This is a genomic window from Providencia sp. PROV141, from assembly GCF_028481645.1.
GTDB classification, from domain to species: Bacteria; Pseudomonadota; Gammaproteobacteria; order Enterobacterales; family Enterobacteriaceae; genus Providencia; species Providencia rettgeri.
Map to the genome: position 1 here is coordinate 46,470 of NZ_JAMPPR010000021.1, position 18,404 is coordinate 64,873.

15 protein-coding genes are annotated in these 18,404 nt (G+C 38.1%); 3 read left to right on the plus strand and 12 right to left on the minus strand.

Features of this window, described 5'->3' with window-relative positions:
* The first annotated feature begins 10 nt into the window (after positions 1–10).
* Positions 11–868, plus strand: a complete 858-nt coding sequence (locus PSF09_RS14395; protein ID WP_272665551.1) for a LysR substrate-binding domain-containing protein — start codon at positions 11–13, stop codon at positions 866–868.
* Positions 865–1,215, plus strand: a complete 351-nt coding sequence (locus tag PSF09_RS14400; RefSeq protein WP_272665552.1) for a nuclear transport factor 2 family protein — start codon at positions 865–867, stop codon at positions 1,213–1,215. Before PSF09_RS14395 ends, PSF09_RS14400 begins: the two co-directional genes overlap by 4 nt.
* A 74-nt stretch (positions 1,216–1,289) precedes the next feature.
* On the opposite strand, the gene PSF09_RS14405 is transcribed toward PSF09_RS14400, so the two are convergent.
* Together PSF09_RS14405 and gltS are read right to left on the minus strand one after the other, a co-directional pair.
* Positions 1,290–2,252 carry an agmatinase gene (locus PSF09_RS14405; protein WP_210838589.1) on the minus strand — a complete coding sequence of 321 codons (963 nt, stop codon included), beginning with the start codon at positions 2,250–2,252 and terminating at the stop codon, positions 1,290–1,292.
* A 50-nt stretch (positions 2,253–2,302) separates the two neighbouring features.
* Positions 2,303–3,523 (minus strand): sodium/glutamate symporter, encoded by a 1,221-nt coding sequence (gene gltS / locus PSF09_RS14410; protein ID WP_272684064.1) that lies wholly within the window; start codon positions 3,521–3,523, stop codon positions 2,303–2,305.
* A 282-nt stretch (positions 3,524–3,805) separates the two neighbouring features.
* Between gltS and PSF09_RS14415 the strand changes: the two genes are divergently transcribed.
* A complete protein-coding gene (locus PSF09_RS14415; RefSeq protein WP_210839978.1) occupies positions 3,806–4,687 on the plus strand; it encodes a LysR family transcriptional regulator in 882 nt (293 codons plus the stop codon).
* Positions 4,688–4,752: 65 nt separating this feature from the next.
* On the opposite strand, the gene fbaA is transcribed toward PSF09_RS14415, so the two are convergent.
* The 10 genes from fbaA to PSF09_RS14465 all read right to left on the minus strand — a co-directional run bounded on the left by fbaA (position 4,753) and on the right by PSF09_RS14465 (position 17,719).
* The gene (fbaA, locus tag PSF09_RS14420; RefSeq protein ID WP_272665554.1) at positions 4,753–5,829 is read right to left on the minus strand and encodes a class II fructose-bisphosphate aldolase; all 1,077 of its coding nucleotides are present in this window, start codon (positions 5,827–5,829) and stop codon (positions 4,753–4,755) included.
* A gap of 59 nt (positions 5,830–5,888) precedes the next feature.
* Positions 5,889–7,052, minus strand: a complete 1,164-nt coding sequence (gene pgk / locus PSF09_RS14425; RefSeq protein ID WP_210839980.1) for a phosphoglycerate kinase — start codon at positions 7,050–7,052, stop codon at positions 5,889–5,891.
* A 92-nt stretch (positions 7,053–7,144) separates the two neighbouring features.
* A complete protein-coding gene (gene epd / locus PSF09_RS14430; RefSeq protein WP_210839982.1) occupies positions 7,145–8,164 on the minus strand; it encodes an erythrose-4-phosphate dehydrogenase in 1,020 nt (339 codons plus the stop codon).
* 300 nt (positions 8,165–8,464) lie between these two features.
* The gene (gene tkt, locus PSF09_RS14435) at positions 8,465–10,459 is read right to left on the minus strand and encodes a transketolase (protein ID WP_272684065.1); all 1,995 of its coding nucleotides are present in this window, start codon (positions 10,457–10,459) and stop codon (positions 8,465–8,467) included.
* A 578-nt stretch (positions 10,460–11,037) separates the two neighbouring features.
* Positions 11,038–11,754, minus strand: coding sequence for a fimbrial protein (locus PSF09_RS14440; protein ID WP_272665556.1), 717 nt, complete (start codon positions 11,752–11,754; stop codon positions 11,038–11,040).
* Entirely contained in the window at positions 11,741–13,357 is a 1,617-nt protein-coding gene (locus PSF09_RS14445; protein WP_247605453.1) for a fimbrial protein, read from the minus strand. The genes PSF09_RS14440 and PSF09_RS14445 overlap by 14 nt, the downstream gene beginning before the upstream one ends.
* A 7-nt stretch (positions 13,358–13,364) precedes the next feature.
* Positions 13,365–15,863, minus strand: a complete 2,499-nt coding sequence (locus PSF09_RS14450; RefSeq protein ID WP_272684066.1) for a TcfC E-set like domain-containing protein — start codon at positions 15,861–15,863, stop codon at positions 13,365–13,367.
* Positions 15,864–15,882: 19 nt separating this feature from the next.
* The gene (locus PSF09_RS14455) at positions 15,883–16,566 is read right to left on the minus strand and encodes a hypothetical protein (RefSeq protein ID WP_272684067.1); all 684 of its coding nucleotides are present in this window, start codon (positions 16,564–16,566) and stop codon (positions 15,883–15,885) included.
* Positions 16,567–16,657: 91 nt separating this feature from the next.
* Positions 16,658–17,263: a common pilus major fimbrillin subunit EcpA gene (gene ecpA / locus PSF09_RS14460; RefSeq protein WP_272520567.1), complete on the minus strand. Its 606-nt coding sequence runs from the start codon at positions 17,261–17,263 to the stop codon at positions 16,658–16,660.
* A gap of 135 nt (positions 17,264–17,398) precedes the next feature.
* The gene (locus PSF09_RS14465; RefSeq protein WP_198641857.1) at positions 17,399–17,719 is read right to left on the minus strand and encodes a helix-turn-helix domain-containing protein; all 321 of its coding nucleotides are present in this window, start codon (positions 17,717–17,719) and stop codon (positions 17,399–17,401) included.
* Between the last annotated feature and the right edge of the window lie 685 nt (positions 17,720–18,404).

The window sequence follows — 18,404 nt, forward strand, 5'->3', positions numbered from 1 at the left end:
TATTTATAAAATGAATCCATTACTTAATCTTGTTTTGTTGAAAACCTTTGTCACTGTTGCTGAAACAGGGAATTTCACCGTGGCTTCACAGCATTTAAATTCAACGCAATCAACATTGAGCCAGCAGATTCAACGGCTAGAAACTTTAGTCGGCCAGCCTTTATTCGTTCGGGGACACCGCATACTCACCTTAACCGAAACGGGTGAAGTTTTGTTGAGTTATGCAAAAAATATCTTAGTACTCAATGATACCTTCTTTATGAAAATCACTGGCAATGCAGTAATTCAAACTATTCGGCTCGGTTTTCCGGAAGATCTCGCTTCTGGCCAAGTTACCCCAACACTTGCTGCATTTATGCAAGCTAATCCCAATGTGCGATTAGAAGTCACAAGTGGCCTAAGCCGTCAGCTTCATCAGCGCTACCAACATGGTGAGTTAGATTTAATTATTGTGAAACAGAAAAAAGGCGAATTTAAAAGTGATTACCATTGGCCTGAACCATTATGTTGGCTAATGAGCAACCAATATAAACACTGCAATAATGATTCCGTACCCTTGGTAGTTTTTCCTGAAAATGGTCTGTATCGTAATGATATGTTTAAGTTATTAGACAATGAACAACGCCCTTGGCACATAACTTATACTTGTTCTAGCCTCGCGGGCATTCAAAGTGCTATCGCCGACGGGTTAGGTGTCAGTTTATTACCTTTGCGAGCAAAACTGCCTCAACATCGAATTTTAACAGAAGAAGACGGTTTCCCTGCCGCTCAAGAAATGGAAATTGCCATGCATTTCCAGGCAAATACTTCGGACATTGTTACTCTGCTAGCCGAGAAACTGGCACAAAAATTGGGAGAGCGCGAGTGATACATAAATTGATTGAATTAGAAAAAAAATTACATAACAGTTCTAACCGACAGAATAGTGATTTTCTTCGTGAGATATTACATGCGGATTTTTTTGAATTTGGTCGTTCTGGGGGAACCAGTGATAAGCGAGATACGCTTTTGTCATTGGCAAATGAAATGGAAACATCTATTTATTCAGAAAATTATCACTGCTCATTCTTGAGCGATAATACCGTGTTAATGACCTATACCAGTTTTGAATTACACCATAGTAAAAAAATCAAACTCACCCACCGTTCATCTATTTGGCTAAAAAATTCAGAAAACCAATGGCAGTTGCGGTTTCATCAAGGAACCCCGATATAACTCTCTACTAAAAAATTTGAAACCTACTGAAAAACAGCAGCCTCCATTTGAAGACTGCTGTTTTTTATTGACGATTACTTATCAAAATAACCCGCTCGGATAGATGCCCCAATAAGGTTCACAACGAAGCGCCCGGCAGTCACCCCCGTTAGCTTAGATGGAATATCCTTGGCTGGGGTAATTTCCACAATATCCATACCAACAACGCGCCCCTTTTTCACTAAACCGTGAATTAGGCTGCGAGCCTGCAAATAGGTCACCCCACCAGGAGCTGGGCCATCAACTCCAGGCATGATACTTGGGTCAATGCCATCCGCATCAATACTAATATAGTAGTTCGAATTATCAGGGATCCGGTCTAAAATGGCTTGCATTCCAACCTCATGCAATTCATAGGCTGGAATAACATGCGCCCCATGGTCTTTAGCCGCTTGGTAATCCGCTGGGCGCCCACTACCTTGTGCACGTAAACCGATTTGGAAAATTTCACCTATATGTTTCATTTCTGAAGCGCGGCGGATCGGGCTTGAAAGGCCAGTATCGACACCATTAACCTCTTCACGCCAATCTAAATGTGCATCAATATGTACAAGTGTAATCGGCCCTATTTCATCAAATCCCTGCAAAATAGGCGTTGTGATCCCATGATCGCCCCCTAAAACAATAGGAAGTGCCTTAGCTCTTAGTAATTGCCGAATCGCCTCAGCCGCGCGTTGATGATGTTCCCCCAAAGGCTTTGATAAATCAGGAATAACATCACCACAGTCAACAAATTTAATATCTTTTCGACCTTGTAGTAGTGGCCCATCAATATCAAAATCATAATGATCTGGATGCCTAACAATTCGGTCACTCATATCACGTAAATATTGTGGAGCTCGAGATTGGTCATTAGTAAATGCATGGGCACTATAAGCAGAACTAAATGGCATCCCTAGTATGGCAATATCCGCTTCAATGCCGGCCAATTCAGTCACTAATTCTGAATATAAAAATGTTTTATGGCCAACATGTGGGGGTGTCGTTAATTTTTTCATACCAACTATTCCTTCTTAGATTTAGTTTTATTTCTTTTATTTTTTATTTCTTAGCCACCAAATGTGTTAGCTAGGAATACAAATAGAGGGACGCCAACAATATCCGTTAATACTGTTCCAGCAATTGGAATAATAATGAATGCTTTTCGTGAGAATAACCCATATTTATTACAAATAGCGTCCATAACCACTAAGCCATTTGGTGTTGCACCTAAACCATGTCCAATAAAACCAGCGGACATAACAGCGGCATCATAGTTTTTACCTAATGCACGGTAAACAACGAATATAGCAACTAATATTGTTGTAATAACCTGAGATATTAATATAATCGTTAGTGGCAAGGCTAACTCATATAATTCCCAAAGTTTTAACTTCATCATTGCCATCACTAAAAACATTTCTAGTGATAGAGTAGAAATTAACACTACTGTATTACGAGATATTTTAATTATCGGCTTTCTTTCATTAATTGAATGAAATACAACACCAACAAATAAACTAAAAATATGGCCGGGAATGGTAAAGCCCGTTGCTGTGCTTATCCATTTCGCTATCGGCATTCCGATAGCAAGTATGCTTAAAATAACCGCCCCTGTAATAATACATTGTTGGGCTGTAATTTTATCTTCTGTGCTGTTACTTTCCGCTAAATTTTCTAAATCAACATGGTCAGTTTCAATTTTTAATTTATTTCTTTGAATCAACCAGTTCCCAACTGGCCCTCCTAGAATTGACCCTGCAATCAAACCAAACGTTGAAGCCGCTAACCCAACATTCAGAGCTTGGTCGTGACCAAAGGATTCAATCAGTGGTGCTAAAGATGCCGCCATACCATGACCACCCTGCATCGAGGCTTGGCCTGCCATCATGGCAACTAATGGCTCAATATCTAAAATATATGATAAACCAATGCTGACGCCATTTTGCATAAATGCCAGTCCCCAGCATATTACCATATAAATCAGTAATATTTTTCCACCGCTCACTAATAGTTTAACACCTGTCATTAAACCAATTGTGACGAAGAATACATACATCGATAAGTCATATAATGTGTTATCAAAATTAAGTTCTACAATATTAAATTGATACGCTAACCACATTACAATAGAAAACATAAACCCGCCGATAACAGGGCTAGGAATTGAATACTTCATAAAAAATGGGAATTTTTTTATAATTACATTGCTAGCGATTAATAATAAAGCCCCTAATGCTGTAAATGTAATCATATCTAATTTTATTGTTAACAATTCATCTGTGACCATAAATTAGAATCCTTTTGTATTTATATATATTTGGATTAATTATTATTTTGTGGCGCCACTTTGGTAATAATCTATTAACAACTACAACTTTAAGATATACGTATCTGATAGGAATAAAAGTGATATTTTTGATCCTATGGTTTCATAAAATGAAACCTTTTATAGAAAACAAAAATAATTTTAATAATTAAAATAAAACAGCATTATTTATGTCATTTGTATCCCAACAAAAATTAAGCTAGATTAGCATTTAGTGATTCATTTCACGTAATAGGTATAAATATGCATAATAAAAAACTAACGGAAAAAGACTTAAAATCATTACGTGTTTTTACTTCCGTTGCAGAAGTCGGTGGCTTTACCATTGCAGAAAAAAAATTAAATATGTCAAAAGCGTCGATAAGCCGCCATATTCGTGAAATTGAAGAAAAACTCGGTGTCCAATTATGTGAAAGAGGACCTTCAGGCTTTAAGCTAACTGAATCAGGTTTATTTGTGATAGAAAAAGCCAATACTGCTTTGAAAGCATTAGATAATATCAAAACTGAAGTTGATGAACGCCATGGGATTTTATCTGGCACATTAGTTATTGGTGTTATTGAACATATTTTAACGGATCCACTCTGCCATTTATCAGCCACTATCACTCAATTTACCCAAGAGGCACCTAATGTCAAATTAGAGCTAAGCATACTCAACCATAATCAATTAAATAAAGCGCTTAGCGACAGAACAATTCAAATCGGTATTCGGGGGCAATATCACGAAAACAGCCGTTATAATTATCAATTCTTATTTATAGAAAACCATAAGCTTTATGTTTCTGCCAATACCGCCAGTAACAAACATAATCTAGCATTGGTTTATCGGCCACATCCATTCACTGAAAGTATTTTAGCATCGGGTGAATTTAGTCGAGGTCCTGAGGCCGCTGGCCTTGAGGCCGTTGCCACTTTTATCGCTTCAGGTCACTATGTCGGAATTCTGCCCGAGAACTATGCCTCCCATATTAATTTTCGCCACTCACTAATAGAAATGAACGATTCCCCTGTTTTTCATAACCGCATATGTGCGATCACTGAGGCCAGTAAACCTCTAACACAAAGTGAAGCGCTATTTTTAAAACTACTTTCACAATTAAGTGAAACTCCGCTATCTACATGACTAAAAAATCCCCCAGCAAGTCACCTCACTGGGGGATTCATCACAAGAAACTTAATGCGTGTTAATTACAGAACGTCAACACAGTTCAGTTCTTTAAATGCTTGCTCTAAACGAACAATCATTGATTCTTCAGATTTACGTAGCCATACACGTGGGTCATAATATTTTTTATTAGGCTTATCCGCACCTTCTGGGTTACCTAATTGGCCTTGTAAATAGCCTTCGTTCTTTTTGTAGTACTGTAAAATACCATCCCAAGCAGCCCACTGAGTATCAGTATCGATGTTCATTTTAATAACACCGTAGCTTACTGCTTCTTTGATTTCAGCAGCACTTGAGCCAGAACCACCGTGGAATACGAAGTCTAAGCTGTTGTGTGGCAGGTTATATTTTTCTGAAACGTAATCTTGTGAATTACGCAGAATTTTTGGCGTTAACTGAACGTTACCTGGCTTATAAACACCGTGAACGTTACCGAAAGATGCAGCGATAGTGAAACGTGGGCTCACCGCACTCAGTTTTTCGTAAGCGTATGCAACGTCTTCTGGCTGAGTGTACAGCTCAGAACTGTCCATACCAGTGTTATCAACACCATCTTCTTCACCACCTGTACAGCCTAATTCGATTTCTAATGTCATATCGATTTTAGCCATACGCGCTAAATATTTAGCACAGATCTCAATATTTTCTTCCAGTGTTTCTTCTGACAGGTCAATCATGTGAGAAGAGAACAGTGGTTTACCCGTTTTCGCGTAGTGTTTTTCACCTGCATCTAACAGGCCATCGATCCATGGCAGTAATTTTTTCGCACAGTGGTCGGTATGCAGAATAACAGGCACACCATAGTGCTCTGCCATTTGATGCACATGATAAGCGCCTGAAATTGCGCCTAAAATTGCTGCTTGTTGCCCTTCTGCTTTCAAACCTTTACCTGCGATGAATGCAGCACCGCCGTTTGAAAATTGAACAATAACTGGCGCACGCACTTTCGCGGCCGCTTCAAGTACGGCGTTAATTGAATCCGTACCAACACAGTTCACCGCTGGCAATGCAAAGTTATTTTCTTTAGCAACTGCGAAAACTTTCTGTACATCATCACCCGTGATAACACCCGGTTTAACAAAATCAAAAATTTTAGACATGTGAAAAGGTCCTGTGGTAAACAGGCAGCCTACGCTGCCTGTTGTGTATGAACAATTAATTACGCTTTAGCACGTTCTTCTAGCATCACAACAGCAGGGAGCTTTTTACCTTCAACGAACTCAAGGAAAGCACCGCCACCAGTAGAGATATATGAAATTTTGTCAGCGATATTGAATAAATCGATAGCGGCCAACGTATCACCACCACCCGCAATAGAGAATGCATCGCTGTCTGCAATCGCTTTTGCAACGATCTCGGTACCTTTACGGAAATTAGGGAACTCAAATACACCAACTGGGCCATTCCACAAAATGGTTTTCGCATTTTTCAGAATCTCAGCCAAGCGCTGTGCAGATTCGTCACCTAAATCCAGAATTTGTTCGTCGTCTTTAATCTCAGTACTTGCTTTCAATGTCGCTTCTGCGGTTTCTGAGAACTCAGTCGCAACACGAACATCAGTCGGTACTGGAATTTGGCAATGTGCCAGTAATTTTTTCGCTTCAGGGATTAAGTCTGCTTCATATAATGAGCGACCAACATTATTGCCTTCTGCTGCGATAAAGGTATTCGCAATACCGCCACCAACAATCAGTTGGTCTGCAATTTTAGATAGGGAATCTAATACAGTCAGTTTCGTTGATACTTTTGAACCGCCAACAATCGCAACCATCGGGCGAGCTGGGTTATCTAGTGCTTTACCTAATGCTTCTAACTCACCACTTAGTAGTGGGCCAGCGCAAGCAACTGGAGAGAATTTAGCAACGCCATGTGTTGACGCTTGTGCACGATGAGCCGTACCGAATGCGTCCATGACATAAACATCACACAATGCAGCATATTGTTTTGACAGTGTTTCATCGTCTTTTTTCTCGCCTTTATTAAAGCGAACGTTTTCCAGCACAACTAACTCGCCAGCTTCGATTTCAACACCGTTAAGGTAGTCTTTAACTAAGCGGACTGGGTAATCCATTTTGTCAGCCAGATAGTCAACAACAGGTTGCAGTGAAAACTCTTCGTTGTACTCGCCTTCGGTCGGGCGACCAAGGTGAGAAGTGACCATGACTTTAGCGCCTTGTTTCAGAGCAGCTTCAATTGTTGGTAATGAAGCACGAATACGTGCATCAGAAGTAACTTTGCCATCTTTTACAGGAACGTTTAAGTCAGAACGGATGAATACGCGTTTACCCGCTAAGTCTAAATCGGTCATCTTAATTACAGACATGGTGAATCCTCTCGTTGATTCTCTATAAAGTTTCCATCAGCGACTGTGCAAAGCAATAAAGTTATCATGCCCTGCTGTCTGTCAGTCGCCAATTAGTTTAAACCTGTCGCTGCCATCGCTAATGTTGTATCTAGCATCCGGTTAGCAAACCCCCATTCGTTATCACACCAAACTAGGGTTTTAATTAAATGCTTACCACTAACTCGCGTTTGTGTACCATCAATAATAGCACTGTGTGGATCATGATTGAAATCCATCGAGACTAGCGGTAATTCAGTGTAATCCACTATACCACGAAAATGGCCTTGTGCCGCGTTTCGCAGTAGTTGGTTGACTTTATCAACACAAACATCGTTATGTACGGTAACACTCAAATCAATCGCTGTCACATTCGTCGTCGGTACACGGACAGAAATGGCTTCAAAATGGTCTTTAAATTTCGGAAAAATTCGCGTAATTCCTGCCGCTAACTTGGTATCAACAGGAATAATAGACTGACTCGCTGCACGAGTTCTGCGTAAATCTTTATGATAGGCATCGATAACAGGCTGGTCATTCATTGACGCATGAATCGTCGTCACGGTTCCCGATTCAATCGAAAAAGCCTCATCAAGCAATTTAATAATTGGAATAATACAATTGGTGGTGCAAGAAGCATTGGAAACAATCTTATCTTGAGCGGTTAAGCTTTCATGGTTAACACCATAAACGATAGTTGCATCAAGGTCATCAGCACCTGGGTGAGAAAATAACACTTTTTTCGCTCCTGCCGCTAAATGCAGTAAGCCGTCATCCCGTGAACCATAAACCCCACTACAATCTAAAACAACATCAATTCCCAATTCTTTCCAAGGTAACTCATGCAGCTCAGATTGGTGAAATAAGCGAATATTGTCATCACCAACTTGTAAAAGTGTTCCGTTAAGTCGTACATCCCAAGCAAAACGCCCATGGCTGGAATCATACTTCAGCAAATGTGCAATACCTTCAGGTTCAGCTAGTTCATTAACCGCCACCACGACAATTTCTGCCCGACGGCCTGATTCATACAACGCTCTTAGAACACTTCGACCAATGCGGCCAAAGCCATTTATTGCTACCCTGATTGCCATTCTACACCTTGTATCTGAGCAAAATCACACGGTTGCTAAGGATAACTGACTCACACCAACTCTACTGCTCATTTTAGCTGTCAAACATCAAAAGTGTGCTTCAACCGACATTTTTAAAAAATATTTTCATTCTATAACATACAACTGAAACGGTTCAGCTTATCTAGGATTAGATTAAGGGATATATTTATAGAACGCAATAGAAAATCCTATATTGGTGCACAAAAAAACAACGCCTAGTTTATCGCTAGGCGTTGTTCAGCAAGATAATTAGAAATTCGGTTCTCATTCCGTCTTATTTTATTTCAGTAAAGATTTCGCAGCTTCAACCGCTTTCTCTACTGTGATACCGAATTCTTTATACAGTTCTTCCGCTGGTGCAGATTCACCAAAGGTATGCATACCAATGATGGCACCGTTTAATCCAGTGTACTTGAACCAGTAATCTGCAATACCCGCTTCGATAGCAACACGTACTGTCACATTGGCAGGTAAAACCGCTTCACGGTATGCCGCGTCTTGTTTATCAAATGCATCAGTTGATGGCATAGACACAACACGAACCTTACGGCCTTCTGACGTTAATTGGTCAGCTGCTTTAACTGCCAATTCCACTTCAGAACCTGTTGCAATAAAGATTAGTTCAGGCGAACCTGCGCAATCTTTCAGAATGTAAGCGCCTTTCTCGATATTGGCTAATTGCTCAGCGGTACGAGGTTGTTGCTCTAAATTCTGACGTGAGAAGATTAATGCGCTTGGGCCATCTTTACGCTCGATAGCATATTTCCACGCCACCGCAGATTCAACTTGGTCACAAGGACGCCATGTGCTGACATTAGGTGTCACACGCAGGCTTGCCAGTTGCTCAACCGGTTGGTGAGTCGGGCCATCTTCCCCCAGACCAATAGAATCGTGAGTATAAACGAAGATGCTACGCACTTTCATCAGTGCTGCCATACGAACCGCATTACGTGCGTATTCAACGAACATCAGGAATGTCGCGCCGTAAGGAATGAAACCACCATGTAACGCGATACCGTTCATGATAGCTGACATACCAAATTCACGAACACCGTAGTGAATATAGTTACCGGCTGGGTCAACGTTCAGCGCTTTCGAACCTGACCACATGGTTAAGTTACTTGGAGCTAAGTCCGCAGAACCGCCCATAAATTCAGGTAATACTTTACCAAACGCTTCTAGTGCATTTTGTGATGCTTTACGGCTGGCAATATTTGCTGGATTTTGTTGCAGATTTTCAACAAATTGTTTTGCATCCGCATCAAAATTAGCCGGTAATTCACCATTCATACGACGAGTAAATTCCGCTGCTAATTCAGGGAATTGTGCTGCATATGCGGCGAATTTTTTATCCCATGCGCTTTGTTTTTCTTTACCTGCGGTACGAGCATCCCAAGCTTCATAGATATCTTTAGGAATTTCGAATGGGCCGTAGCTCCAACCCAGAGCTTCACGAGTTGCTGCAATTTCAGCATCACCTAAAGGTGCACCGTGGACAGACTCAGAACCCGCTTTGTTTGGTGAACCAAAACCAATGATAGTTTTACACATAATCAGTGTTGGTTTATCAGCTTGGTTCTTCGCTTCATTCACTGCCGCATTGATCTGTGATGCGTCATGTCCGTCGATATCACGGATAACATGCCAGCCATAAGATTCGAAACGTGCTGCGGTATCGTCAGTAAACCAACCTTCAACTTCACCATCAATTGAGATACCGTTGTCATCATAGAATGCGATCAGTTTATTTAATTTCAGTGTACCCGCTAAAGAACATGCTTCATGCGAGATACCTTCCATCATACAGCCATCACCCATGAAAACATAAGTGTGGTGGTCAACAACGTCATGGCCAGGGCGGTTAAATTGCGCGGCTAATGTGCGTTCTGCAATCGCAAAACCCACTGCGTTTGCAATGCCTTGCCCCAAAGGACCAGTTGTTGTTTCAACACCTGGAGTATAGCCATATTCTGGGTGGCCCGGTGTTTTAGAGTGTAATTGGCGGAAGTTTTTTAACTCTTCGATAGGTAAGTCATAACCAGTGAGGTGCAGTAAGCTATAAATCAACATTGAGCCATGGCCGTTTGACAGTACAAAACGGTCGCGATCTGCCCAGTGAGGGTCTGCTGGGTTATGATTCATATGGTCACGCCACAGTACTTCAGCGATATCAGCCATGCCCATTGGCGCGCCAGGATGCCCTGATTTTGCTTTTTGAACCGCATCCATACTTAGAAAGCGGATAGCATTAGCAAGGGTTTTACGAGTCGTCATCAGTATACTCCAGGTAGGATAAAAACGTACTTAAACCAATTTTTACAACGCAATACGGATAGTGCTACTTTAATTTCGCTGCAACATGAAAATATCAATTTACCGAGGTATCGCCATCGGTTTCCTTATCTAAGGAACCACAACACATCGACAACATACTGAGCATTTCACGAATAGAGCGATTGAAAGTAACCCAATTCTACCCATACCGCAATATTTGCTATGTTCATGGCAGCAGATCGCTAATAAATTGAACTGCCGCAAAGCTGAATCCATTCCATTGCGCAAAATATCCCTTAAGACTTACATTTTTGCGCAAGTGACTAACCTTATTAAACCTGAGTTCAGTGTCTGGGATCAAGGTGATTTATGCTTCTAGCTCATTTAGCTGCCACATTAGTGATAATTGGCAAAGTTTTAGACAAAAAAAAGCGCAATATGCCCGAATATTTTTGTTTGAGTTGAGTAAAAGACCTAGCCTTTCTAATGATTATTAATAGATAGAAGTAACATGAATTGAAAAAACCAGTAACAATAAATATTACTGGCTAATCATATAATATGAAATTTTAAATCAGCTAATCGCAGTTGCCTATAGAATGGTATTTATCAAATATAACAATGTATTTACGGCTTTTTTTCTTTAAAGCTTCATGGCGAAATTCTTGTTGCGGTAAAAGATAAAGAACTAAGGGCTGCTCATCATCCTTTACTTCACAGCTTTCATGAATTAACACCCTAAAATAAGTATTGCCCGTATTTTTTAATCTGCCCGCATCCGCATCCATCGAATATTTAAATGCAATATCTTTCGGCCTAACCACAAAATAGGTTTCTAAACTAACTGTGGGGTAAAATAACGATTGCTGATTCTGAGAAGAGTCTGTTTCCACATCAAGCGCTGTTTCGCTGATCACAATCTTATAATAACGCTCTTTGTCATCCGTTTTACCGCGATAAAAAATCTTAAAATACTCTTGCTCACCGGGTAATACGATTTTTTTTAATGGGGTAAAAATAATTTCCCCTTCTTCTATTGGCTTCCCTTGCTCTTTATTATCTGGCTTATCTATTTTGTAGGCGCTAAATGTATATAAATTCACCTTTTTCGTGTCATTGATATAGGACTTTGAAAAAAAGCTTTTGTTAGGTTCTAAAGATGAAATATCTGAGCTCAAATAAAGTGCATAGGCTTTACCAAAAAATGAAAAAAGCAATAACGCACTAGTCAATAGTTGGGGTACTATACACTTCATCTTATGAGTTCGAATCACACCAACCTTATAAATGGACATCTGGCCCCGTCCAAATCGCTTTCACGACAACCGTTCCACTCGCAGACACCGTTCCTAACCAATCGATGCCATCTAACGTAAATAATGAGTTTGAATCATTCATTGGGAAACGTAAATCCAAATTAGTACGATAGAATGACCCTAAATCTTGGTTAGGAATATCCCACGGAGTTTCCGCCCACAACGCATTATTCATTGATATTTCCGTACCATCACAATTTGAGCGATAAGACTCTTCGATACCTGAAGTATTTTTAAATGATAAGTAAGCTGAAAACGGAACACGAAATTTGTCATCATCGGAGCTGAACAAACAAAAATTTTGCCCGTTAACATTCACTGTCGGCCCCTCGACTCTTGCAGTGATCGAGTCCGCTTGTCGAGGGCCGCTTGTCGTCACAATATAATTAAACTCAATTGGTGGTTCCGCTGGGCCAATTTTCCCCGTTTTTGACGGGTTAGGAATATAATCAGCTGGCACAATACTAATGCTGTAGTCCCTAGGCTTTATCACTAACTGGTTCGATGGCGTGAATTCATAATAGCCTGACTGTGGGGCAGCGGCAGGATTCGTAAACGAAAACGTAAAAAAGTCTTGGCTATTGGTGAAATCAATATTATTTGTCACTAATTGTTTGAAAAACGTATTAGAAAAAAAGATAGAAACATAGTTATTTGAACTTTTAAAATATGAGTTCGCTGCATAAGCCGAGTTGTAATTTCGCCAAACATTAGAACCGTCGTCAGGGCCTATTTTTATTGATGCAGCAGCAGGGGTAAATGGAATTAATGTTGAATTTACTTTTAATGTCAGCAACACATTCGCAAAAATATCCCCCGATGTTTCATGTTTTACCACTTGGCAAATTAAACCGTTCACGTTGGCAACAATACCAATACGACAAAATTGCTCCCCGGGACCTAGGCTTGGATTACCATTACTATCAATATAAACTTCTTGCATTGCTCCTGTTGAACTCAGTTTAATATGCCCTGATTTCGTCATTGTAAACTCATGAGATGCGATAATTCGCCCACCAACACTTTGGCAACTTTCCCCTTTTGCAGGGTCATAATCTAAGTCAGTCATACATGCACGATAGCTATAAGTTTCCACGGTACCAATAGGCAGTTTTTGAAAATATTGGTATGTTGACTCACTAAAAATACCTCGCGCGTATGCCCCTTCCCCCAAGGTATTATCCTGTACAATTTTATATGCACCATTTCGACCAATATATTGTGCAGGCCAATAACCCGTATCGCGGTTACAGTAATTACGCATACAGCGGTTACCAATAAATGGGCTATCAATCGGTGAATTTTCAAACCAAATATCTACATTCTGGTTGGCCCGAATCGAGGTATTGGTGTAGCCCATATAACCTAAGCTTTCTTGATTTCTTGCTGAATAACGGGAAAATTTATTTGCGCCAGTGAATCGAGGATCTAAAGATCTTGGTGTTACAAAAAACTCATTATCAACACCATTTTCAATAAACACATAAGAATTACTCAGAGCCACAGCTAAGCCAGAAGAACTAAAGACGCCATTCAACAAACAACTCGCCAAAAATAGTAAGAAATATTTTTTATTCATCATGAAACTCTCATTGCCTTAATGCGACTGTTCTTTGCGGGTCACAAGTTACATCCCCTAGCCATAACGCACCTCTGGCCCCCTCTAGATTCAAATCAGCTTCGCATATAGTTTGCTCATCTTCTTGTAGAAGTGAAATAACAGGGTAGCGAACATCGACATCCATAGAAAACTCACCATTGTGATCTGTTTTCGTTCGACCAATATGGTTACGGATAGACGCATATTTAATAAATTCGCCAGTTGGCGATTTCAAACGGCCAAATACCGTCACGAGCTGCCTAACTTCAGGTTTATAAATAGCAATATTCCCAGGGTATAATGTGACAGACTTATTTCGCCCTGAGACAATGTCAAAACTGTCTTTAGATTTCGCATCATTCATTAATTGAATGTCATAGTCAGAATAAGGTGATAATGGAATAAAGGTATTTGCTCCACTAACAGGGTAATTTTGCCCATTAACACGCGCAGTCATACTCCCAGCTCCATAAATATCCGAATTAATAATGACACCTGATTTCCCTTGCTGCCCACTTGACATAATAGTTCCATTGCTATAAGCGACTGAGCCTCTTGACGTCAAATTACCATTAAGCCTATTACTATCGGGCCGGTTAAGTGTCACCATACCTGAGTTATATTTAGTCTCGTAAGAGGCATAGCCCATTGTTGAAATATTAGACTCACCGTTATTTTTATCTTTAACTAGCTTTGATACCGAACCTCCGACACTTGTAATAACCGAATCATCAAAGCTCTTATTCGCATAGATATTGGCTTTCACATTGCCATTGCTCGATGAAAGACCTGTACTCAACCATGTTGATAAAGGTAATGAAAAATCGAGGCTAATAAATTTTTCATTCATACTTTTTTGGTCATCATAGTGATAACGCTGAACGCCTGTTCTTAACCCAATAGTACCGTAACGGCCTGAAAATAATGTATTTGAATATTCATAGTTAATTGAATCACTACCAATGCGTTTATCTTTTGTACTACTAATAGTGAATGTTCCCGCTCGCTCAAATACCTTGTCAAAATTTAAAGTTGCGCCATAAGAATAGCTATCAGAGTCATAAATCGGTAATTCACCTTTTACTACGGCCTTTTCTTTCGAAGCCCAAACAGATCCATAGCCATCAGGTATACTTGTCGATAGCGTAGCAATATTTCTATGGCTTCCATGGTTTTCAATCATTCCCTGCCAAGACAGTGATACATACTGATTTAAAGAAAAGTTAATACTGCTTTCATTAATTAAAAAATTGTCATAGCCATAATTAGACATCTGAATATTTAATCCAGATAAAACAGGAAAACCTTTTGCCACGGACGCACCGACTAAATAACTTTGCTTCAGCGGCTCACGTTTAGAATATTTTCCTCTTACATAACGTTTCTTATCGAAATCAACATATCCCCAATAGACTTCCCAATTTAACTTTTCAAAATTAGCGCCGCTAGTTCCAAAGGATTTATTAATTGTTTGATGTTGAGTCGTCACAATTTTACCATCTACAACCGTCTCAATCGTGACATCATAGATACCAAATGGAAGAATACTCGTGTCGACTTCAAAGCTACCCATCGGAAAATTTTGAATATTTAATAACTTTCCATCACGGTAAATACGAACTTCACCTGGACTATTTAAAAATACATAAATTGGTGTTAACGAATATTTTGAATTCACCACGACACTAGATGCATTATTTCCTAGTGTAACTGCATAAATTTTACTGCTATTTAGAGTAGTTAGGCTCGCAATAGACTGTAAATTCCACGTACTCATTAATCCAATCGCATAACGTATTCCATTAAAATCACGTTCATACATAGCACGATATAATTCAATATCAGAGTTTGATTTACCAATGCTGTAGGCTGATGCATTAATGTTAATGTGGTGTTCGGCTATAGCCAACAAAGTATCTAAATTAAAATAGCTACTCGATGAATTTTTCCCTTTTTTTACCTGGCTTCCAAAAACACCTAAATCATAATTAGCTACTGCAGAAAAATCATTTACCGATGAGTCACCTAGAGAAAATTGCCTAACTTTTTCTTTAGGCACAAAAGCATCTTGGTCAACATTGAGTGACAAATTAAATGAAGAAATATCTAACTGAAGTAATGCATCTTTATCAATCTTAATATTATTTGATTCATTGAAAAAATTATCTTTACTGTTTTCTAATTCATCTATCAATAGTGAGCTTAACTTTGGCCCTTGGCTATTATCAATAAAATTAATATTCGCAAGTTTAATTTTTCCTTGTTCAACAATAATGATGGCATCAGCAATTTTATCTTCACTTTGATTTTTTTCTCTAGAAGTATTTAATCGTAAAAAAACAGGTACTGACATTCCCTCTTCCAGTGCCATAACAAAAGCTGGCGGAATAATATACCCACCAATTTTAATACGCTTGATATCTTTAGCATAAACAACATTTGAAAAAATAAAGCTCATTATTGATAATGCAATAATACTTTTATGCATAATTAAGACCCAATATTAGCTATTTGACCACAATAAAATCACCTTTGTGCCAAATACCAACACTTGTTTTTTTATTATTTATATCAACCAACTGAAGTTTTACAGCTAAATTTGGCATCAAGTAATAACGTTCTTTACAGATCCCATCGGAACCAAGATTTATTTTTTCAGGTAAACAGGGTCCTGAAGCAACAACACGAAAAGAACTGTTCCCTAAATTAGCAACTTTTTGATTATCATATTTGTATTGGAAATTTTCTATTCTAGGTGCAACAACAAGTATTGTACTAATCGTTGCTGATGTTGTTGCTGATGCTGATTTTGAACTTTTCGTAATCCCACTTTCGCTAATTGGGTCATCTTTCCAATTTAGCCGATAATAACGTTCCTTATCGTCTTTCGGGCCATTGTAGATAACTTTAAATACATCACGTGCATTCCCCGGAAGAATAATATTCGCTGGTGTTGACAATATTTCGTTAGGATCGTTAGTTGAAATTACCTTTCCATGTTCTAATGGCGTATCTATTTTTTCTATCGTTAAGTTTACTAATCTAGCCGCATCAACTGTATTTTCAATTTCCTTAGAAAGTGAATTTTCATCAGATGAAATAATTTCTGTGATATTACCAACATTAACAGCCAAGATGTTTTTTAGTGAGAGAATTGATAATAGAATAACTGCTATTGTTGTTTTTTTCATAATAAAACTCAAAATAAAAAACGATAAAGATTCTATATCCTTATATTATCTTTATCGTAACAAAGGATTTTTTATTTAATTAATAAAAAACTTATGGAGTAACAAAAGTTCCTTCCCAGTTTGCAGTAAACTGGACTTTCACATCACCATCCCAAACACCATCATCTAAGTCTTTAAACTCAGCGACTGCGCCTGCTGCTTTAGCTTTAGCAATAACAAAGGTGAACTCACCACGATCTGTTGCACGATCTGAACTATTATAAACACCATCAGCCGCTAAATTATCTAAACCTGAAGTAATACCGTCAGCAACGCTGATTAACGTAGTATCCGTTGCAGTGTTTAAATCAGTACCATTCCATTTAACGCCAACTTCTAATGTAGAATCGTCGGTAGTTCTTGCTAATGTATTAGCAATAATTTTTGATGTTAATTTAAAATCAGTTGCGCCGGATTGTCCTTGAATAGCGACATCGAATGCACCATTTTGCTGATTAAAGCTTTTTTGGCCTTCGGCGTAATTAAAAGTTAAGCTTTTTAGTGGAGTCACAACTAACATACTTGTCGTGTCTTTAATTGCAGTCGCTTGCCATGTCGCTGTTGCTTGAGCAGTACGTGTATCTGCATTTGCAACCGTAGCAAAAGAAGCAGCAATAATCCCAGATAATAATACAGATGATATTTTCTTATTAAACATTTTATTCTCTCTAATTTAAATTCAATATACAACAAATGAAAAATTACTTAGTATAAAAAACACTTTTAACTGTGTTTTTTATAAAATATAATCTTGACCACTATGAGAATAGAGTTAAAAAAAATTAAAATAAAATTACTGTTTTTTATTTACTAAATTATCAATTAAGTAATTACTTAATAAGTAATTTCTTTTACTTTTTTCTTTTTCCAATTTTATATCGATATCACATTCACTTTGAACAAATAAAATAAGCTCAACCCAATTCTTATCTAAGAGATGTAAAAGATGACTTAATTGGTCTATTGTTAATGATGTTTTTCCTGTTTCATAACGAGATATTTGTTGCTGACTAACGTGCATTAGCTTTGCTAATTGCTTACCCGTCAAATTCTTTTCCTTTCTAGATTTCCTTAAAAATATTCCCGCATAATAACTCAACCTATTTACTTCCATAAGCATTTCCAGAATTTTCCCGATGTATAAGATCAATAAATTTTTATCAAATGATAAGCATTAGTATATTTATTTAATAGGCTAAATTATTCTAGTGATAATTCATTAACTACTAATTTATGCTTAATAATATAAATTGAATAAAAAACGAGTAAAAATGTTTAAACCTATCAATAGAATTAAAATCAATAGGCCTGGGCTTTTTGATTTTTTTTTGTACCCATATTTTGAGATATACAACCGAATAAAACACGCAATTGGAGTAGAAAAATGATAAGTAACTATGTGATTAATCAATTAATTTTAGATGTGATAATATTGTTGCAGTTATTAACTCAATATGTTGCAAGTATTATTACTTATAAAACAATATAGATTACAGTGACACGCTAATTAATGCCAAGTTTCATTTTGTTACAATTTGGAATGCAATGTATTACTTGTAATTTAAAATAACGCTTAATATGAGTATTAAGGATTTTTCGCTATAAAATACTCATTGATTAGCGTTAAGATCGAGTATGCTATTTTTATTGATACATATCAAAACATACTCATTAATTTTTATTTTTTTAAAGAATTAAAAAAATAAAAACAATGACTATAATAACTATCCCTACTGAAACAGTTCATCAATGATATAAAAAAAACATCATTTCAACCCTTCAAATAAAGCACAAAAAAC